The 16108-nt window shown below is 66.0% G+C and carries 17 protein-coding genes; 9 read left to right on the forward strand and 8 right to left on the reverse strand.

Annotation, left to right across the window (positions count from 1 at the left end):
- Positions 1 to 53: 53 nt before the first annotated feature.
- The 7 genes from ACNJYD_RS00895 to ACNJYD_RS00925 all read left to right on the forward strand — a co-directional run bounded on the left by ACNJYD_RS00895 (position 54) and on the right by ACNJYD_RS00925 (position 4642).
- A complete protein-coding gene (locus ACNJYD_RS00895) occupies positions 54 to 581 on the forward strand; it encodes a DUF2628 domain-containing protein (protein WP_212257840.1) in 528 nt (175 codons plus the stop codon).
- Positions 578 to 1228 carry an imidazole glycerol phosphate synthase subunit HisH gene (gene hisH, locus ACNJYD_RS00900; RefSeq protein ID WP_212257839.1) on the forward strand — a complete coding sequence of 217 codons (651 nt, stop codon included), beginning with the start codon at positions 578 to 580 and terminating at the stop codon, positions 1226 to 1228. Before ACNJYD_RS00895 ends, hisH begins: the two co-directional genes overlap by 4 nt.
- Before the next feature lie 153 nt (positions 1229 to 1381).
- The gene (gene hisA / locus ACNJYD_RS00905; RefSeq protein ID WP_439365082.1) at positions 1382 to 2119 is read left to right on the forward strand and encodes a 1-(5-phosphoribosyl)-5-[(5-phosphoribosylamino)methylideneamino]imidazole-4-carboxamide isomerase; all 738 of its coding nucleotides are present in this window, start codon (positions 1382 to 1384) and stop codon (positions 2117 to 2119) included.
- Positions 2120 to 2122: 3 nt separating this feature from the next.
- Positions 2123 to 2896, forward strand: coding sequence for an imidazole glycerol phosphate synthase subunit HisF (gene hisF / locus ACNJYD_RS00910; RefSeq protein WP_018646048.1), 774 nt, complete (start codon positions 2123 to 2125; stop codon positions 2894 to 2896).
- Positions 2897 to 2985: 89 nt separating this feature from the next.
- Positions 2986 to 3309: a phosphoribosyl-ATP diphosphatase gene (locus ACNJYD_RS00915; RefSeq protein ID WP_439365083.1), complete on the forward strand. Its 324-nt coding sequence runs from the start codon at positions 2986 to 2988 to the stop codon at positions 3307 to 3309.
- Between the two features lie 35 nt (positions 3310 to 3344).
- Positions 3345 to 4301, forward strand: a complete 957-nt coding sequence (coaA, locus tag ACNJYD_RS00920) for a type I pantothenate kinase (protein WP_172787809.1) — start codon at positions 3345 to 3347, stop codon at positions 4299 to 4301.
- 101 nt (positions 4302 to 4402) lie between these two features.
- Entirely contained in the window at positions 4403 to 4642 is a 240-nt protein-coding gene (locus ACNJYD_RS00925; protein ID WP_172787808.1) for a hypothetical protein, read from the forward strand.
- Between the two features lie 45 nt (positions 4643 to 4687).
- Here the strand turns inward: ACNJYD_RS00925 and ACNJYD_RS00930 are convergent, their stop codons facing one another.
- The 5 genes from ACNJYD_RS00930 to ACNJYD_RS00950 all read right to left on the reverse strand — a co-directional run bounded on the left by ACNJYD_RS00930 (position 4688) and on the right by ACNJYD_RS00950 (position 11147).
- Positions 4688 to 5680: an AI-2E family transporter gene (locus ACNJYD_RS00930; RefSeq protein ID WP_349628414.1), complete on the reverse strand. Its 993-nt coding sequence runs from the start codon at positions 5678 to 5680 to the stop codon at positions 4688 to 4690.
- A 154-nt stretch (positions 5681 to 5834) separates the two neighbouring features.
- The gene (locus tag ACNJYD_RS00935; RefSeq protein ID WP_212257834.1) at positions 5835 to 6464 is read right to left on the reverse strand and encodes a histidine phosphatase family protein; all 630 of its coding nucleotides are present in this window, start codon (positions 6462 to 6464) and stop codon (positions 5835 to 5837) included.
- A gap of 85 nt (positions 6465 to 6549) precedes the next feature.
- Positions 6550 to 8793, reverse strand: coding sequence for an ATP-binding protein (locus tag ACNJYD_RS00940; protein ID WP_439365084.1), 2244 nt, complete (start codon positions 8791 to 8793; stop codon positions 6550 to 6552).
- 237 nt (positions 8794 to 9030) lie between these two features.
- Positions 9031 to 9498, reverse strand: coding sequence for a hypothetical protein (locus ACNJYD_RS00945; RefSeq protein WP_172787804.1), 468 nt, complete (start codon positions 9496 to 9498; stop codon positions 9031 to 9033).
- A 110-nt stretch (positions 9499 to 9608) separates the two neighbouring features.
- Positions 9609 to 11147, reverse strand: coding sequence for a YifB family Mg chelatase-like AAA ATPase (locus ACNJYD_RS00950; protein ID WP_439365085.1), 1539 nt, complete (start codon positions 11145 to 11147; stop codon positions 9609 to 9611).
- Between the two features lie 228 nt (positions 11148 to 11375).
- Between ACNJYD_RS00950 and ACNJYD_RS00955 the strand changes: the two genes are divergently transcribed.
- Both ACNJYD_RS00955 and ACNJYD_RS00960 read left to right on the forward strand, forming a co-directional pair.
- Positions 11376 to 11621, forward strand: a complete 246-nt coding sequence (locus tag ACNJYD_RS00955; RefSeq protein WP_018644993.1) for a PilZ domain-containing protein — start codon at positions 11376 to 11378, stop codon at positions 11619 to 11621.
- 80 nt (positions 11622 to 11701) lie between these two features.
- The gene (locus tag ACNJYD_RS00960; protein ID WP_439365086.1) at positions 11702 to 12499 is read left to right on the forward strand and encodes a tetratricopeptide repeat protein; all 798 of its coding nucleotides are present in this window, start codon (positions 11702 to 11704) and stop codon (positions 12497 to 12499) included.
- 22 nt (positions 12500 to 12521) lie between these two features.
- On the opposite strand, the gene ACNJYD_RS00965 is transcribed toward ACNJYD_RS00960, so the two are convergent.
- The 3 genes from ACNJYD_RS00965 to ACNJYD_RS00975 are packed head-to-tail and all read right to left on the reverse strand — an operon-like array spanning position 12522 to position 16108.
- Positions 12522 to 13811 (reverse strand): AAA family ATPase, encoded by a 1290-nt coding sequence (locus ACNJYD_RS00965; protein WP_439365087.1) that lies wholly within the window; start codon positions 13809 to 13811, stop codon positions 12522 to 12524.
- Positions 13808 to 14539 carry a CpaD family pilus assembly protein gene (locus ACNJYD_RS00970; protein ID WP_439365088.1) on the reverse strand — a complete coding sequence of 244 codons (732 nt, stop codon included), beginning with the start codon at positions 14537 to 14539 and terminating at the stop codon, positions 13808 to 13810. The genes ACNJYD_RS00965 and ACNJYD_RS00970 overlap by 4 nt, the downstream gene beginning before the upstream one ends.
- A 51-nt stretch (positions 14540 to 14590) precedes the next feature.
- Positions 14591 to 16108 (reverse strand): type II and III secretion system protein family protein, encoded by a 1518-nt coding sequence (locus tag ACNJYD_RS00975; protein ID WP_439365089.1) that lies wholly within the window; start codon positions 16106 to 16108, stop codon positions 14591 to 14593.

The raw sequence follows: 16108 nt of genomic DNA on the forward strand, positions 1-16108 counted from the left end.
TTGCGGCGAACGCTGCTGGCGGCATCACTGAATTTCGAGAACGGGGCATCACCATGCCTGTCTACACAGTTCACGCTCCCTCACCCGCCGGAGCCGATCTGCGCGCGACCGACAGGTTCGTGTTCGTGCGCGACGGCTTCCATTTCTGGGCGATGATCTTCGGTCCGTTCTGGCTGTTGTGGAATCGGCTGTGGTTGGCGCTGATCGGCTATCTGATCTTCGTGGCCGCGTTCAACGCGGGGCTGTCGAGCCTCGGCGTCGGGCGCTCTTCGATCTTCTTCGCCGATCTCATCGTCGCGGTACTGATGGGCTTTGAGGCCTCGAGCCTGCGCCGCTGGACCTTGTCGCGCGGCAAGTGGCGGCAGCTCGACATCGTGGTCGGCGACGACGGCGATACCGCGGAGCGCCGCTTCTTCGAGCGCTGGAGCGAGAAGAACGGCATCGCTGGCGATCAATGGACCATCGATCGCGGCGGCCCGCCGCCGACCCGGAATGTGCCGGGTCAGCCATTCTCGAACCCGCCGCCGATTCCGGCCGGCGGCATCATTGGGTTGTTTCCAGAACCGGGAGGGTCAAGATGAGCGTCGCCATCATCGATTACGGTTCCGGCAATCTGCACTCCGCCGCGAAAGCCTTCGAGCGCGCCGCGCGCAGCCTGGAGAGCCCGCAAAAGGTCTTCGTCACCAGCGATCCCGACCAGGCTTACGAAGCTGACCGCCTGGTGCTGCCCGGCGTCGGCGCCTTCGCCGATTGCCGGCGTGGGCTCGACGCCGTCAACGGCATGGTCGAGGCGATCACCGAAGCGGTGCGCGTCAAGGCGCGGCCGTTCTTCGGCATCTGTGTCGGCATGCAGTTAATGGCGAGCCGCGGCAAGGAACACGTCATCACCGAAGGCCTGAACTGGATCGGAGGCGACGTCGAGAAGATCACGCCGCGCGATGAAAACCTGAAGATCCCGCACATGGGCTGGAATACGCTCGAGGTGCTCAGGGAACATCCGGTGCTGGACAAGCTGCCGCTCGGCCCGAAGGGCCAGCACGCTTATTTCGTGCACTCCTACCACCTCAATCCCGCCAGCGAGGCGGACGTGCTCGCGCGCGCCGATTACGGCGGGCCCGTCACCGCGATCGTCGCGAAGGACACCGCCATCGGCACGCAGTTTCACCCCGAGAAGAGCCAGCGCTTCGGTTTGGCCCTGATCTCGAACTTTTTGCGATGGAAACCGTGATGGTTTCCACCGTTCTGACCTCGTCATTGCGAGCGCAGCGAAGCAATCCAGCGTCTTTCCGCGGCGGCAGTCTGGATTGCTTCGCTGCGCTCGCAATGACGGAGTGCTTAGCAGACAAGTCCGTCCCATGACGGGGACGAGAGCAGGTACGATATGATTCTCTTTCCCGCGATCGACCTCAAAAACGGCCAGTGCGTGCGCCTCGAGCAAGGCGACATGGCGCGCGCGACCGTGTTCAACCTCAATCCCGCCGCGCAGGCGCAGAGCTTTGCCGCGCAGGGCTTTGAATATCTCCACGTCGTCGACCTCGACGGTGCCTTCGCCGGCAAGCCGGTGAATGCTGGGGCGGTCGAGGCGATGCTGAAGACGATCAAGATTCCGGTGCAGCTCGGCGGCGGCATTCGCGATCTCAAGACCGTCGAAGCCTGGCTCGACAAGGGCATCACCCGCGTCATCATCGGCACCGCCGCGGTGCGCGATCCGGAGCTGGTGAAGTCTGCGGCGAAGACATTTCCCGGCCGCGTCGCGGTCGGCCTCGATGCGCGCGACGGCAAGGTCGCGGTCGAAGGCTGGGCCGAGACGTCGCAGGTCACGGTGCTCGAGATCGCAAAGCGGTTTGAGGATGCCGGCGTTGCCGCCATCATCTTCACCGACATCGCGCGCGACGGCCTGCTCAAGGGCTTGAACCTAGAGGCGACGATTGCGCTGGCCGATGCCATCTCGATTCCCGTGATCGCCTCCGGCGGCCTCGCCTCGATCGAGGATGTGAAAGCCATGCTGACGCCGCGCGCGAAAAAGCTGGCCGGCGCGATCGCGGGCCGTGCTCTCTACGACGGCCGGCTCGATCCGGCTGCGGCCCTCACCTTGATCCGCGACGCGCGCAGGAGCTGACCCATGTTCAAGGTGCGCGTGATCCCCTGCCTCGACGTCAAGGACGGCCGCGTCGTCAAGGGCGTCAACTTCGTCGATCTGCGCGATGCCGGCGATCCCGTCGAAGCCGCGATCGCCTATGACGCCGCCGGTGCCGACGAGCTCACCTTTCTCGACATCACCGCGACCCACGAGAACCGCGGTATCATGCTGGACGTGGTCCGGCGCACGGCGGAGGCCTGCTTCATGCCTGTTACCGTCGGCGGGGGCGTGCGCGAGGTCAACGACATCAAGACGCTGCTGCGCGCCGGCGCCGACAAGGTCTCGATCAATAGCGCCGCGGTGTCGCGGCGCGAATTCGTCAAGGAAGCTGCCGAGAAATTCGGCGAGCAGTGCGTGGTTGTCGCGATCGACGCCAAGCGCGTCAAGCGTCCGGGCGGCGACCGCTGGGAGATCTTCACCCATGGCGGACGCAACTCGACCGGCATCGACGCCATCGAATATGCCCAGGAAGTGGTTTCGCTCGGCGCCGGTGAAATCCTTCTCACCTCGATGGACCGCGACGGCACCCGGCAGGGATTCGACATTCCGCTGACCCGCGCGATCGCCGACAGCGTTCCCGTTCCCGTGATCGCCTCGGGCGGCGTCGGCAATCTCGACCATCTCGTCGACGGTATCCGCGACGGGCACGCCACGGCCGTGCTGGCCGCCTCTATCTTCCATTTCGGGGAATTCACCATTCGCGAAGCCAAGGAGCACATGGCGCGGCGTGGGCTGCCGATGCGCCTGGATGCCTGACGACTCCGGTTCGTAACGATGCTACATTGGCGGATGGCGATGGCCGCGGTGGCCAGACCTGTTGCCAAGCGTGTTTTTGAGTGAGTTCGATGCCGCGTTTCACGATCCATGATCTGGCCGAAACCATCGACGCCCGCGCGGCGTCCGGCGGCGAAGCGTCCTATACCCGCAAGCTGCTCGACAAAGGTCCCGAGCATTGCGCCAAGAAGTTCGGCGAGGAAGCAGTCGAAACCGTAATCGCTGCAGTCGAAAACGATCGCGCGCATCTGATCGCTGAAAGTGCCGACCTGCTCTATCATTTCCTTGTGCTGCTGAAGGCACGCGGCATAAAGCTGGAAGAGGTCGAGGCGGCGCTGGACAAGCGGACCTCGATGTCGGGGCTAGAAGAAAAGACGTCGCGCAAGGGCGGCTAGGCAAGGCGAATAGATCGCAACGGAAAGGCGGCGTCATGGATATCCGCGCACCCGAACAGCAGTACAATCCCTACCGCGTCTATACGCGCGAGCAATGGGCGCGGCTGCGCGACGATACGCCGATGACGCTGGAGCCGGGCGAGTTCGACCGGCTGCGCTCGCTGCACGACCGCCTCGACCTGCAGGAGGTCGAGGACATTTATCTGCCGCTGTCGCGCCTGTTGTCGATCTACGTCGACGCGATGCAGCGGCTGTATTACGCCGAGCGCCAGTTCCTCAACATCCGGGATCGCAAGGTGCCCTACATCATCGGCGTCGCCGGCTCGGTGGCGGTCGGCAAATCCACCACGGCACGCGTGCTCCAGGCGCTCTTGGCACGCTGGTCGCCGCGGCCGAAGGTCGAGCTGATCACGACGGACGGATTTCTCTATCCCAACGCGGTGCTCGAGCGTCAGGGCATCATGCAGAAGAAGGGTTTCCCGGAGAGCTACGACCTGCCGCTGCTGCTCAGCTTCCTCTCCGACATCAAGTCCGGCCGCGGCCACGTGCGCGCGCCGGTCTATTCGCATCTGACCTACGACATCGTGCCGAACCAATGGGCCGAGATCGACCAGCCCGACATCCTGATCGTCGAAGGCGTCAACGTGCTGCAGACCGGCAAGCTGCCGCGCGACGGCAAGGCCGTGCCCGTCGTCTCCGACTTCTTCGATTTCTCGGTCTATATCGACGCCGACGAAGCGGCCCTGCGGCAATGGTACATCAAGCGCTTCCTGGCGCTGCGCGACACCGCATTCACCAATCCCAAGTCCTATTTCAACCGCTACGCGCTATTGTCGGACGAGGAAGCCACTGCCACCGCGATCGCGATCTGGGAGCGCACCAACCTCGCCAATCTCGAGGACAACATCCTGCCGACCCGGCCGCGTGCGACGCTGATCCTCAAGAAGGGCGCCGACCACACGGTGGAGAGCGTGGCGCTCAGGCGTCTGTAATCGCCCCCGGTGCGCTGCCATGCCCGTTCGAGCATGGTGTCTTTTGTTGCAGACCAATAATGGGTATTCCGCTATTCCTTGGAAAACGGCGGGGGCACACCATGGTTGATCGTCTCAGGAGCGCTGCGGAGCAGCTGGAAGCTCCGATCTGCCCGGATTGCCATGTGGAGATGAAGTGGTTCCGCTCGGAACTGCTCGCCGACGAGCCGACCCCGGTTATCGCGCATCTCTTCGTATGCCCGCACTGCAAGCGCGCCGCGCAGGCAAATACCGTCTTCCGCGGAGGCCAGACGACACCCGACAAGCTCTCGGCGCCGCGCTTCACTGCCTCGGCTGCTTGACATTCCGCGTCGGCCGGATCGCCCGCGCCAGGCCCGATATGACGGTCATTTCCGGGCTCCCTGTTGCACCTTCGCGACGACGAAGATGTGCCACGTCGTCAGAAACATCGCAGCGACGAGCGGGCCGATGACGAAGCCGTTCGCACCGAACGAGGCGAGGCCGCCCAGGGTGGCAAGCAGCACGACATAGCTTGGCATCTGGATCGACTGGCCGACCAGGATCGGGCGGAGAAAATTGTCCGCAAGCCCGATCACGAAGGTGCCGAAAGCGAGCAGGATGAGCCCCTTCGTGACTGCGCCTGCCACGAGCAGGTAGAGTGCAGCCGGAACCCAGACCAGGGCGGAGCCGAGCACGGGCAGCAGCGAGACCAGCGCCATGAGCGCGCCGGCGAGCAGCGGCGCCGTCAGGCCGAGCAGCCAGAAGATGAGCCCGCCAAGTGCTCCCTGGATTAGAGCGACGAGAACGATTCCTTTGATGGTTCCACGAACCGCCAGCGTGAAGGCATCGAGGATTTCGGCGGTATGGCTCGGGCGCAGCGGCAGCGCGTCGCGAATGCGGGCATTGAGCTCGTCACCGTCGCGCAGCAGGAAGAACAGCAAATACAGCATCACGAGCAGGCTTGCGACGAACTCCAGCGTCACCTGACCGATGTTGATCGCATGTCCGGCCAGTTGTTGCCCGGCAGGGACGACCAGACCCGACAGGCGTTCCCTCAGGGATGAAAAATCGATGCCGGCCAGGCGATCCAACAGGGACGCAGCCCAGTTGGGAAGCGCGGATTTCAGCTGCTGCAGGGGATGAGCGAGGCTGATCTCCCCGCTCTGAATGCGCTGATACAGCTCTCCGCCCTGGTCGATGAGCGAAGCGATGACGATCGCTACGGGGATGAGGACCATGACGACCACCACGACGACGGTGATGAGTGCGGCAAGGCTGTGCTTCCCGGGCAAGGACTTCAGGACCCGTCGATAGAACGGGGCGAAGATGATGGCCAGCAGCGTGGCCCACAACACGGCACCGGAGAACGGCCAGAGCACCCAGGCGAACGCAACGGAGATCGCGCCGAGCAGGATGAGGAATGAACGGTCTTCCGATGTTCTCACGTGTTCGCCAGCTCTTCACTCGTTCGCCACACGACGTCCGTAGCACGACATCGTGGTGGAGCGGCAGTCCTGGCCGCTTCCCGGTCCCTCACCTGCCCGCTTTCGCGATCCAATCCGCAAGCTTGATGCGCCCGGCTAAGGTGGCGGGGCCCGAGCTGCCGGCCTTGTAGACGAAGGCCTCGCCTTCCTGGACGTCGCCGGCCTCCTTGCCGAAGGCGTCGGCGATGTTGGTCTTGTGGGTGATTAGGACCGTGTTGGTGCCCGCCTTCGGCGGCGCATCGACGAGCTGACGCACGGCCTGCCCGGCCTTGGCATTGGCGCCGGTCGGGTTTGCCATTCCCGATGCGCTGGCGTTGCTGCTGTCGGTCAGGGCATCGACCGGCTTGACCTCGCGGCCCGAGATCAGCTTGCCGGCCTCGACCGCGCGGTTCAGCCGGCTGGTGTAGATATCGCCGATCGGGATCGCGAGGTCCCTGATCGCCATCCCGATCTGGCGCGCCGCCTCCCTGCCCTTCTCGCTGAGCTGACGCTGGGCGCTCATGTCGTCGAACTTGAAGGGATAGACGTCCTTCTGGCTGTCGTCGGTCGCGGTGTGCCGGAAGATCAGGACGTAACCGCCCTGCTTGAGCGACGAGATGACATCAGGTGTATCGGCGGCAGCGTGCTGAACGCTTCCGGCGAGGAGGACAATGAGGGCGAGGCGGCAAAGCACGTTCATGCGCAAAATCCTCAGTTGCAAATGCCCCCCCTTGAGGATCGTGACGCGCAACGCGCGCGATTTCAATTACGATCGCCGGACGAGATCAGGTTCCCGTGAGATCCGGAACTGTCAGGTGCCGGGACGCGGCGAGGCCCGCGAGCGCCTCCTCGAGCTTCTCGCGGTCGAGCGGCTTGATTAGAAATCCGTTCATGCCCGCCTCGAAGCAGGCATAACGATCCTCCACCAGCGTGTTGGCGGTGAGCGCCAGGATCGGCGTGTGCTGAGCGCCAAGAGCGGCCTCATGCGCGCGGATGCGCTTTGTCGCCTCGATGCCGTCGAGCTGCGGCATCTGGATGTCCATCAGCACGAGATCGTAGGGCGTGCCGGCGGATGAGGCCGCGAGCCAGGATTCCAGCGCGGCCTCGCCATGGACGGCGATGACGACGCGGTGGCCGAGCTTGGCCAGCAGCGAGCGCATCAGCAAGGCGTTGATCTCGTTGTCCTCGGCGACGAGGATCGACAGGCCTTTCGCCGGCGCGGGGCCGGCGGACGCCGCCGGCGGCTCCGGCGCGAGATCGGGCGAGGCGACCTCCGGGGTCAGAGCGAGACGCGCGGCGAGCGAGGCTGCGCGCAGCGGCTTCACCAGAAAGCCGGTGAAGGCCGGCGACAGCTTCTCGTGCCGCGAGCTCGACGTCAGCAGCACGAGGCGCTGCAAGGCATGCGCGCGGGCGGCTTCACCGAGGTGGTCGGCCACGGCAGGACCGAGCGCACGATCGATCAGCACCGCGTGCCAGAAGCGTTCCGGCAGCAGCGCTTCGGCGACCGCCGCATCCGCAACCAGGCAGGTCTGGCCGCCCCAGCGCTCGAGGCGCCGCGCGATGAGCGAAGCTTCGATGCCGTCGGCGACGAGCAGCATCGACTTGCCGGTGAGGTCGGGGCTCGGAAATGCGGTCTGTCCCGCGCCGCCTTGCGAGGGCGGAAGCGGCGCTGCGACCTCGAAGGTCGAGCCTTTGCCCGGCTCGCTCGTGAGCGTGATCCGGCCGCCCATGCGCTTGACGATGCGCTCGCTGATGGCAAGGCCGAGCCCGGTGCCGCCATAGGTGCGGGCGACGCGCTCGTCGGCCTGCTCGAATTCGCGGAAGATGCGCTGCTGGGCTTCGGCTGCGATGCCGATGCCGGTGTCGCGGACCAGGAAGCTGATCTCGTTCGGCCAGATGCCGGGCTCGACGATCAGCGCCACACCGCCGCTGCTCGTGAACTTGATGGCGTTGCCGGCGAGGTTCAGCAGCACCTGGCGCAGCCGCGCGGCGTCGCCGACCACTTCCAGCGGCAGGCGCTCGTCGACATAGGCGGCGATCTCGAGCGACTTCGCCTGCGCGCGCGGCGCGAGCAGCTCGGTGATCTCCTCGACCAGGGTCGAGAGCGCGAAGGGACGTTGATCGAGGTCGAGCTTGCCGGCCTCGATCTTGGAATAGTCGAGCAACTCCTCGATCAGCGCCATCAAGGCTTCGCCCGAGGTCTTCACCGCCCTGGCATAAGTCACCTGCTCCGGCGTCAGATTTGTGTCGAGCAACAGGCCGCCCATGCCGATGATGCCGTTCAGGGGCGTGCGGATTTCGTGCGAGGCCATCGCCAGGAAGCGCGACTTGGCGCGGTTGGCGGCGTCGGCCTGGTCGCGCGCATCGGACAATGCACGCTCGGTCTCGGTGCGGTCGGTGACGTCACGTCCCACGCTCTGCAATTCGGCGGGCTGGCCGGCATCGAGGCGGACATAGCCCTCGCGCCAGGCGATCCAGCGCGCGCCGAGCGGCGTTGCGATCTTCTGGTCGTGGATGCGCGTGCCGTTGCTCTCGCGGGCGCTGTCGCCCTGCTCCAGCACGTCGAAATCGAACCGTGTGCCGACCAGCGCGCTGCGCGCCTGTCCTGCGAGCGCGCAATAGGCCTCGTTGGCGAAGGTGATGCGGCCATCGGTAGCGCGCAGCACGATGAGGTCGCCCTGCTGCTCGAACAGGCTGCGGGCGCGTTCTTCCGCCTCCTTCAGCTCCCAATTGCGGTCGATCAACGCTTCGTTGTGGGCGGCGAGCGTCCGCAGCCGCTTATTGACGAAGCGCAGGCGCATGCTCAGCGTTGCAAGGCCGAGACAGGCGAGCGCGAACAGGAAGCTGGCGCCGATCGCAAAGGTGTGGGGATCGTAGCCGGAATTCTCGGACCGGCTGCCGGACACGAAGCCATAGGCGCCGCCGAACGTCGCCGAGAAGATCATGAAGGAGCGGATCGCGAAGGCGAGCCTCGGATGCTGCCGCCTGAAGCGACGCATGCGCACCTTGATCCGGAACGTCCGACCCATCACAACCGACCCTTCGCAACCGACCCTTGCCTGAAACCCCGCCGCCGCGTGCGACGATGGCCCGCCGACCTTGCGAACAGCTTGCGGCTGTGGCGATGCCTCCGAACAGGGTTGACGAGGTGTTAACGGGTCAGAGCATGATCCGGACCCGAAGGGCCGCGTTAGCGAAAAGTGTGTAGCGGTTTTCCCTCGCGACAAACGCGGAACGCGTTTGCGCGGAGATCATGCTCAAAAGATTTAAAGCGAAGCCGCCTGGAAGCGGCCATGGCCGCCGCGCGCGCCGACGATCAGCGCTGCCGCCTCGCGGGGCGAGAACGTCTTCGAGCGCACAAAGATGCGATAATCCGCCGGTCCTTCGCTGGAGAGATAGACCACCTGGCCGCCGTCGACCGGCTGCGCTGCGATCGAGACGAGGCGCGTCGAGGGACCAGCCTGGCAGGAGTCCGGCTCGGAGCCGAGGCCGTCGTCGACCACGGCAAAATCCGCCGCGTCGGCATCGTCGGTGATCTGCACCCGCACCGTGGCCCGCGCGGGATCGTCGGTGAAGGCGACATGCACGCCGGCGGTCCAGAACAGCGAGGTGAGCTCGACCGATGTGTCGCCCAGCGCGATGCAGGGATGCGACACCGAACCGATCTCGGCGCGGGCGAAGACCGCAGCCGCCAACAGGGGAACAGCCGAGGCCAGGAACTTGAAACGCAACATGACGCTCTACTCGCCGGGCCCAGGGAAACTCACAGTCGAAACGCGTCGGGCCTTATGGTTTGCAGAGCGTAAAGGAAAGTCGTTACCGCCGGGTTGATGCGAGGGCGGGCTTACGCCAGCTGGCGCACATCCTCCGCGAGTGCGCGGTAGGACAGCGCTTCGGCCAGGTGCAGCCGGCCGATCTTGTCGGCATGATCGAGGTCGGCCAGCGTGCGCGCCACGCGCAGCACGCGGTGATAGCCGCGCGCCGACAGCCGCATCGTCTCGGCGGCGTCGCGCAGCAGTTTCTGACCCTGCGCGTCCGGCTTTGCGATCTCCTCCAGCACGGAAGCGGGGGCCTCGGCATTGGTGCGGACATGGGGCAGGCCTGCATCCGCATAGCGCGCCAGCTGGATGTCGCGCGCCGCCGCCACGCGGGCGGCGACCTCGGCCGATCCTTCCGCCGGTGGCGGCAGGATCAGGTCGGCGGCGGTCACCGCCGGCACTTCGATGCGCAGATCGATGCGGTCCATCAGGGGACCGGAGATGCGCGCCTGGTAATCGGCGGAGCAGCGGTCGATGCGGCCGCGCTTGCAGGCATAGCCGGGCTCGAACGCATTGCCGCAGCGGCAGGGATTCATCGCCGCGACCAGCATGAAGCGGGCAGGGTAGGTGACGCGGTGATTGGCCCGCGACACCGCGACCTCGCCGTTCTCCAGCGGCTGGCGCAGCGAATCCAGCACGCGCGGATCGAACTCCGGCAATTCGTCGAGGAACAGCACGCCTTGATGCGCCAGCGAGATCTCGCCGGGCTTGGCGCGCGCGCCGCCGCCGGTGAGGGCGGCCATGCTGGCGGAATGATGCGGCGAGCGGAACGGGCGCCGTGCCGTCAGCGCGCCGCCTTCGATCTCGCCGGCGACGGAGGCGATCATCGAGACCTCGAGCAGCTCGCTTGGCGACAGCGGCGGCAGGATCGAGGGCAGGCGCGCCGCCAGCATCGATTTGCCCGCGCCCGGCGCGCCGATCATGAGCAGATGATGTCCGCCGGCGGCCGCGATCTCCAACGCGCGCTTGGCGCTTTCCTGGCCCTTGATGTCGCGCAGGTCGAGTGTCGAGGCGGCGGGCTCGTGCACCTTCGGCGTCGGCCGCGACAGCACCTGCGTGCCCTTGAAATGGTTGGCGATCTGGATCAGCGAACTCGCCGCAATGATCTGGATGTCCGGGCTCGCCCACGCCGCTTCGGAGCCGCAGGACGCCGGGCAGATCAGCCCCTCCTCGCGCATATTGGCGCCGAACGCGGCGGGAAGGACGCCGGCCACGGGCGCGATCGAGCCGTCGAGGCCGAGCTCGCCGAGCACGGTGAATCCGGTCAGCGCATCCGGCGGGATCGCACCGATCGCCGCCATCAGCCCGAGCGCGATCGGGAGGTCGTAATGGCTCCCCTCCTTGGGCAGGTCGGCCGGGGCCAGATTGACGATGATCCGCCGTGCCGGCAGCGCCAGCCCCGAGGCGATCAGCGCCGAGCGCACCCGCTCGCGCGCCTCCGACACCGCCTTGTCCGGCAGGCCGACGATGGCGAAGGCCGGCAGGCCGGGCGCGACCTGCACCTGCACGTCGACCGCGCGGGCCTCGATCCCCTCAAAGGCGACGGTAGAAACCCGCTGAACCATGCCGAACCAGCCTGCCCTGTCCTGCAATTAGGGGTAGCAGAGCACGGCCGTCTCCGCAAGAACAATACGAGAACAATCCGCTGGCGCCCGGTCAAATCCTAACCGGGCGTAAACGCGCCGCGGAGACTACGTCTCGAATGCAAGTCGCTCTCCTCAGCACATTCCAACGAATGTCCGCTACTGCTAGGCCTGCGGGATGGGCCGTGGTCTAACGGGTGAAGAGTTCAAATGCTTGCAAATCGCCGGAGAAGCGAACGTCGGGTGTGCAGCCGCCTCGCCAAAATCCATTTTGGCGCGGGCTCGCTGCCGCGGGATTGCACGATCACGGACATTTCGGATGGCGGCGTGAAAGTGGTGGCGGAATTTTTGGAAGTGCCGCCGCAATTCACCATCATCTTCGCGCCCGATTATTCCCGCCAATGCCGCCTGCGCTGGCGCATCGGCTGCGAATTCGGTGCCGAATTCGTCGACTGAACCTCGACAGGTCCGCCTCCTTAACGGGACTTTAGCGTTAATCGGTAAGCATCTCTGATCAGTTGCCGAGTGATCAGAGTATGTCCAAGCGTTCGTCCCTCGCTTTTCCCCCGGCGAGATATCTGTGTTCTGCCGTCCTGATCCTTGCCCTCGGCGGCTGTCAGACCACCGGCATCGAGGACGTCACCGGCGCGCTCGGCGGCAAGAAGGAGTCCGCCGCCAAGGACGGCGCCAAGTCTGACACCAGGGCCGACGCCAGGCCGGAGATGGACGCACTTCGCGAGCGCTATCGCGCCAAGCCCGGCGATCCCGCAATTGCCATCGAATACGGCAAGGCGCTGCGCGACAGCGGCCAGCGTGCGCAGGCGGTCGCGGTGCTCGAGCAGGCCGTGCTCGCTCATCCCGGCAACAAGTCGCTGCTCGCCGGCTATGGCCGCGCGCTCGCCGACAACGGCAATTTCCAGCAGGCCTTCGACGTCCTCGGCCGGGCGCATAGCCCTGAGGATCCCGATTGGCGCATCCTGTCGGCGCAGGGCGCTGTGCTCGATCAGCTCGGCCGCAACGAGGAAGCGCAGCAATATTACGCCGCGGCGTTGAAGATCGTGCCGAACGAGCCGACCGTGCTGTCCAATCTCGGCCTGTCCTATATGTTGCAAAACAACCTGTCGAAGGCCGAACAGGTGCTCGGCCGCGCCTATCAGCGCAATCAGAACGATGCGCGGGTCCGCGCCAATCTGGCGCTCGTGCTGGGATTGCAGGGTCGCGAGGCCGAGGCCGAAATCCTCGTGAAGGCAGATTTGCCGCCGGACCAGGCCGCGGCCAAGGTCGCGGCGCTCAAGCAGCTGCTGGCGAAGAAGCAGCAGCGGGCGGACAGGTAATCCGCCCCTTCTGCTGTGACGCCTACGACGCCTTGCGATGCGGGGCCGAGACGCGTCCTGACTTGCCCTTCAGCTTCTTCAGCAGCGGTTCGAGCAGCGAGCGCTTCGGCTTCTTCACCTCGCCGCGGCCGGCGAGGCGGTTCGCCATGTTCTGGAACAGAACGGTGGTGCGGTGGCTCCTGGAGACCTCCGCGATCATCTGGCCATTATTGGCCGCGGTCGAGAACAGTTTCGAATCGAATGGGATCACCGCGATCGGCTGGCTCTCCATGGTCTTGGCGAAGGCCTTGACCTCGATCTCCGCGCGCTTGGGCATGCCGACCTGATTGATGCAATACAGCGGCGGCCGGTCGTTCGGTCGCGCCGCCTTCAGGACGCTCAGCATGTTCTTGGTGTTGCGCAGGTTGGCGAGATCGGGCTCGGCCACGATCACGATGTCGTCGGCGTTCACCAGCGCGCGGCGGGTCCAGCCGGACCATTGATGGGGAACGTCGAGCACGATGCAGGGCGTCGTCATGCGCAGCGTGTCGAACACCGCGTCAAAGGCTTCGGCACCGAAATCGTAGACGCGGTCGAGCGTGGCGGGCGCCGCCAACAGGCTGAGGCGATCGGTGCATTTGGCGAGGAGGCGCTCCATCAGCGCCGTGTCCGGCCGGTCCTGCGACAGCACCGCATTGGCGATGCCTTGCACCGGATCCTGGTTGTAGTCGAGGCCGGCGGTGCCGAAGGCGAGGTCGAGATCGATCACGACGGAATCGAGCGAGAGGTCGCGGGCGATGGTCCAGGCCAGATTATGCGCAACCGTGGACGCGCCGACGCCGCCCTTGGCGCCGACCACCGCGATGACGCGGCCGGTGATGATGGCCTCGGAGGCCGAGAACAGGCTGCAGATCGAGCGGACCACGTCGAGCGTCTCGACCGGTCCGACCACGTAGTCGTTGACGCCGCGGCGCACCAGCTCGCGATAGGGCGCGGTGTCGCTGGGGCTGCCGATCACGACGACGCGGGTGCCGGGATCGCAGACGCCGGCGAGATCGTCCAGTCCCTCGAGGATGTCGCGCGTGCCGTCGGACTCGATGACGATCACGTTCGGCGTCGGCATCGATTCATAGGCTTCGATCGCCGCGGCAAGGCCGCCGTCCTTGGCGCTGAGGTGGGCCTTGGCGAGCCGGCGGTCCTGGCCAGCCGCCGTCACCGCGTTGAGCGTCTGCTCGGTCTCGCAAAAGGCTTGCACCGAAATGCGAGGAACCGGCGCGATATGTTCCTCGGGATGCTGCGGATCGTCCGCGTCTTCGTCGTGGATGGCTGTCATCTGCCGGTGTCGCTGAGTTTGGCCTTGTCGGATTCGGGATAGGTGGTTGTCGTCGTCGTGCCCTTGCGATAGCGCTCGAACGCGATGTCGCGCCGTGCGGTATAGGCAGGCGTCTCGGCGCGCGGTTGCTCGAGGTCGGCCGGGTTGTCGATCATCGCCGCGAGATTGCGCTGGCTGGCGCAGCCCAGATTGAAATAGGGCCGGTTCTCGGTGTAGCCGGGATCGAGGATGTTGGGGCCGACGTCTTCCGGCCACAGCCCGCAGGGGCCGGCGACCGCGGTGATCTTCGAATAGCTGAGGCGGATGGTCGGCAGCAGCCCGGGATCGTCAGGGCGATAGGGCCGCTGGACGATGGCGCGCGACGGCACGCCGCCGGACGTGAGCACCGAACGGATCTCCTGATAGCTCGCGGCAGCCGCGCGCGAATTGGCGGTGTCGACGGGCACGTCGACGACGACGGAGCCGCTGCCTTCGCGCACCCAGTCCCGCGCGATGCCCGCGACGTCCGCATGCTGCGCAGCCGAGAGGCCGCCTCGGCTCTTGCCGACGAAGATCACGATCGACTTCTTGCCTTCCTGCACCGCGATCGGGTGGCGCTGGCGATAATCGGTCGGCACCGTCTGGGTGACGATCTCGGTGGTGTTGCAGGCGCCCAGCATGACGGACAACCCCGTCAGTGCCAGCGCGATGCTTACGCTGCGACGTCGATCGGCTCTCGTCTTCGTCATCGCCTGATCCCCTCTTGCCCCGTGTCTTGTCCGGTCCCCAAACCGTTCGTCTCAGTCGATGATGAAGCCGAAATCACCGGGCGTGCCGGCGACCGGATCGACGCGGCTCGCGACGCCGTAGAGGCGGTTGACCCGGCCGAGCAGCGCCCTCTGCGCGTCCGAGGCCGGCGCGAAGCCGTCGTCGGGCCGCGACAATTCCTTCTGGGCCACCGCGCGCACCACATAGGGCGTCACGATCACCATCAGCTCGGTCTCGTTGTTGACGAAGTCCTGGCTGCGGAACAGCGCGCCGATGATCGGCACCTGGTCGACGCCAGGCAGTCCGTTGATCGCCTGCTTGGTCTGCTGCTGGATCAGGCCGGCCATCGCCATCGAGCCGCCCGACGGAATTTCCAGCGTCGTTTCGGCGCGGCGGGTCTGCACCGAAGGAATGGTGATCGAGTTGGTCGAGTTCCCGGACACGGCCTGCGTCAACGTGATCGAGTTGGTGTTCGACAGCTCCGAGACCTCGGTCATCACGCGCAGGCTGATGCGGCCTTCGCTGAGCACGACCGGGGTGAAGTTCAGGGAGATGCCGAACTTCTTGTAGGTGACCTGGGTGGTGCAGACGTGTGTGACCGGATCGCAGGCATAGCCTCCGGGAATCGGAAATTCACCGCCGGCGACGAAAGTGGCGGATTCGCCCGAGATCGCGGTCAGGCTCGGCTCGGCCAGCGTGCGCATGACACCGGCGCTCTCCATCGCCCGCATCGTCGCGTTGACGGTGGCGACGCCCTTGGCGAGCCCGGTGACGCCGAGCCCATTGCTGCCGACGATCGGCCCGCCGGAGACCGAGAACGGGTTGGAATTGTTGAAATTCACCACGGCGGTGCCGGCGTTCAGGCTGGCGCTGAGATCGACACCGAGCTGCTTGACGATGTCGCGGCGGACTTCGCCGACCACGACCTTGAGCATGACCTGATCGCGGCCGCGTACGACGATGTTGTTGACGACCTTGTCCGAACCGCCGACGAGCTTTGCGGCGACGTCGCCGGCCTGCTGGGCCTCGACCGGGCTCGACACCGAGCCGGTCAGCATCACGCTGTCGCCGACGCCTTCGATCTGGACGCCGGGCAGGGACTGCCGCAGCGCCGCACGCATGCCGTTGAGGTCGCGCTTCACCGCGATGTCATAGGAGGCGACCTGCTGGCCGTCCGCAGCGAAGAACACGACGTTGGTCTGGCCGACCTGGCCACCGATGATATAGGCGCGCTGCGCCGAGCGGATCACCGCATTGGCGATCTTGGGATCGGCGACCAGCACGTCCTTGACCTCGCGCGGCAGGTCGATGACGACGGACTTGCCGATGCCGAGCGACAGAAAGCGCGACCGCGCCGGTGCGACCGTCCCGACCGACGATACGCTGAGATCCGACGCCTGCAGCGGCGCCTGGTCGCCGACCGGCGCCTCCGCGGCACTGACGACGCCGTGAGCCGCGAGCAGCCCCAGCATCAAGATCGTCCCCGTCAGGACCGAGCCCGCGCGCTTCCCCCGAATGCGCAGGCCCGTCCGATCACCCCCGTAGTTCAT

Source organism: Bradyrhizobium sp. SPXBL-02, assembly GCF_051853065.1.
GTDB lineage: Bacteria > Pseudomonadota > Alphaproteobacteria > Rhizobiales > Xanthobacteraceae > Bradyrhizobium.

Coding starts and splice junctions, on each gene's coding strand:
- ACNJYD_RS00895 (WP_212257840.1), top strand. CDS start 54: ATGCCTGTCTACACAGTTCACGCTCCCTCACCCGCCGGAGCCGATCTG.
- ACNJYD_RS00950 (WP_439365085.1), bottom strand. CDS start 11,147: ATGGTTCAGCGGGTTTCTACCGTCGCCTTTGAGGGGATCGAGGCCCGC.
- hisF (WP_018646048.1), top strand. CDS start 2,123: ATGTTCAAGGTGCGCGTGATCCCCTGCCTCGACGTCAAGGACGGCCGC.
- ACNJYD_RS00975 (WP_439365089.1), bottom strand. CDS start 16,108: ATGAACTACGGGGGTGATCGGACGGGCCTGCGCATTCGGGGGAAGCGC.
- hisH (WP_212257839.1), top strand. CDS start 578: ATGAGCGTCGCCATCATCGATTACGGTTCCGGCAATCTGCACTCCGCC.
- coaA (WP_172787809.1), top strand. CDS start 3,345: ATGGATATCCGCGCACCCGAACAGCAGTACAATCCCTACCGCGTCTAT.
- ACNJYD_RS00955 (WP_018644993.1), top strand. CDS start 11,376: ATGCTTGCAAATCGCCGGAGAAGCGAACGTCGGGTGTGCAGCCGCCTC.
- hisA (WP_439365082.1), top strand. CDS start 1,382: ATGATTCTCTTTCCCGCGATCGACCTCAAAAACGGCCAGTGCGTGCGC.
- ACNJYD_RS00970 (WP_439365088.1), bottom strand. CDS start 14,539: ATGACGAAGACGAGAGCCGATCGACGTCGCAGCGTAAGCATCGCGCTG.
- ACNJYD_RS00925 (WP_172787808.1), top strand. CDS start 4,403: ATGGTTGATCGTCTCAGGAGCGCTGCGGAGCAGCTGGAAGCTCCGATC.
- ACNJYD_RS00915 (WP_439365083.1), top strand. CDS start 2,986: ATGCCGCGTTTCACGATCCATGATCTGGCCGAAACCATCGACGCCCGC.
- ACNJYD_RS00960 (WP_439365086.1), top strand. CDS start 11,702: ATGTCCAAGCGTTCGTCCCTCGCTTTTCCCCCGGCGAGATATCTGTGT.
- ACNJYD_RS00965 (WP_439365087.1), bottom strand. CDS start 13,811: ATGACAGCCATCCACGACGAAGACGCGGACGATCCGCAGCATCCCGAG.
- ACNJYD_RS00945 (WP_172787804.1), bottom strand. CDS start 9,498: ATGTTGCGTTTCAAGTTCCTGGCCTCGGCTGTTCCCCTGTTGGCGGCT.
- ACNJYD_RS00935 (WP_212257834.1), bottom strand. CDS start 6,464: ATGAACGTGCTTTGCCGCCTCGCCCTCATTGTCCTCCTCGCCGGAAGC.
- ACNJYD_RS00940 (WP_439365084.1), bottom strand. CDS start 8,793: ATGGGTCGGACGTTCCGGATCAAGGTGCGCATGCGTCGCTTCAGGCGG.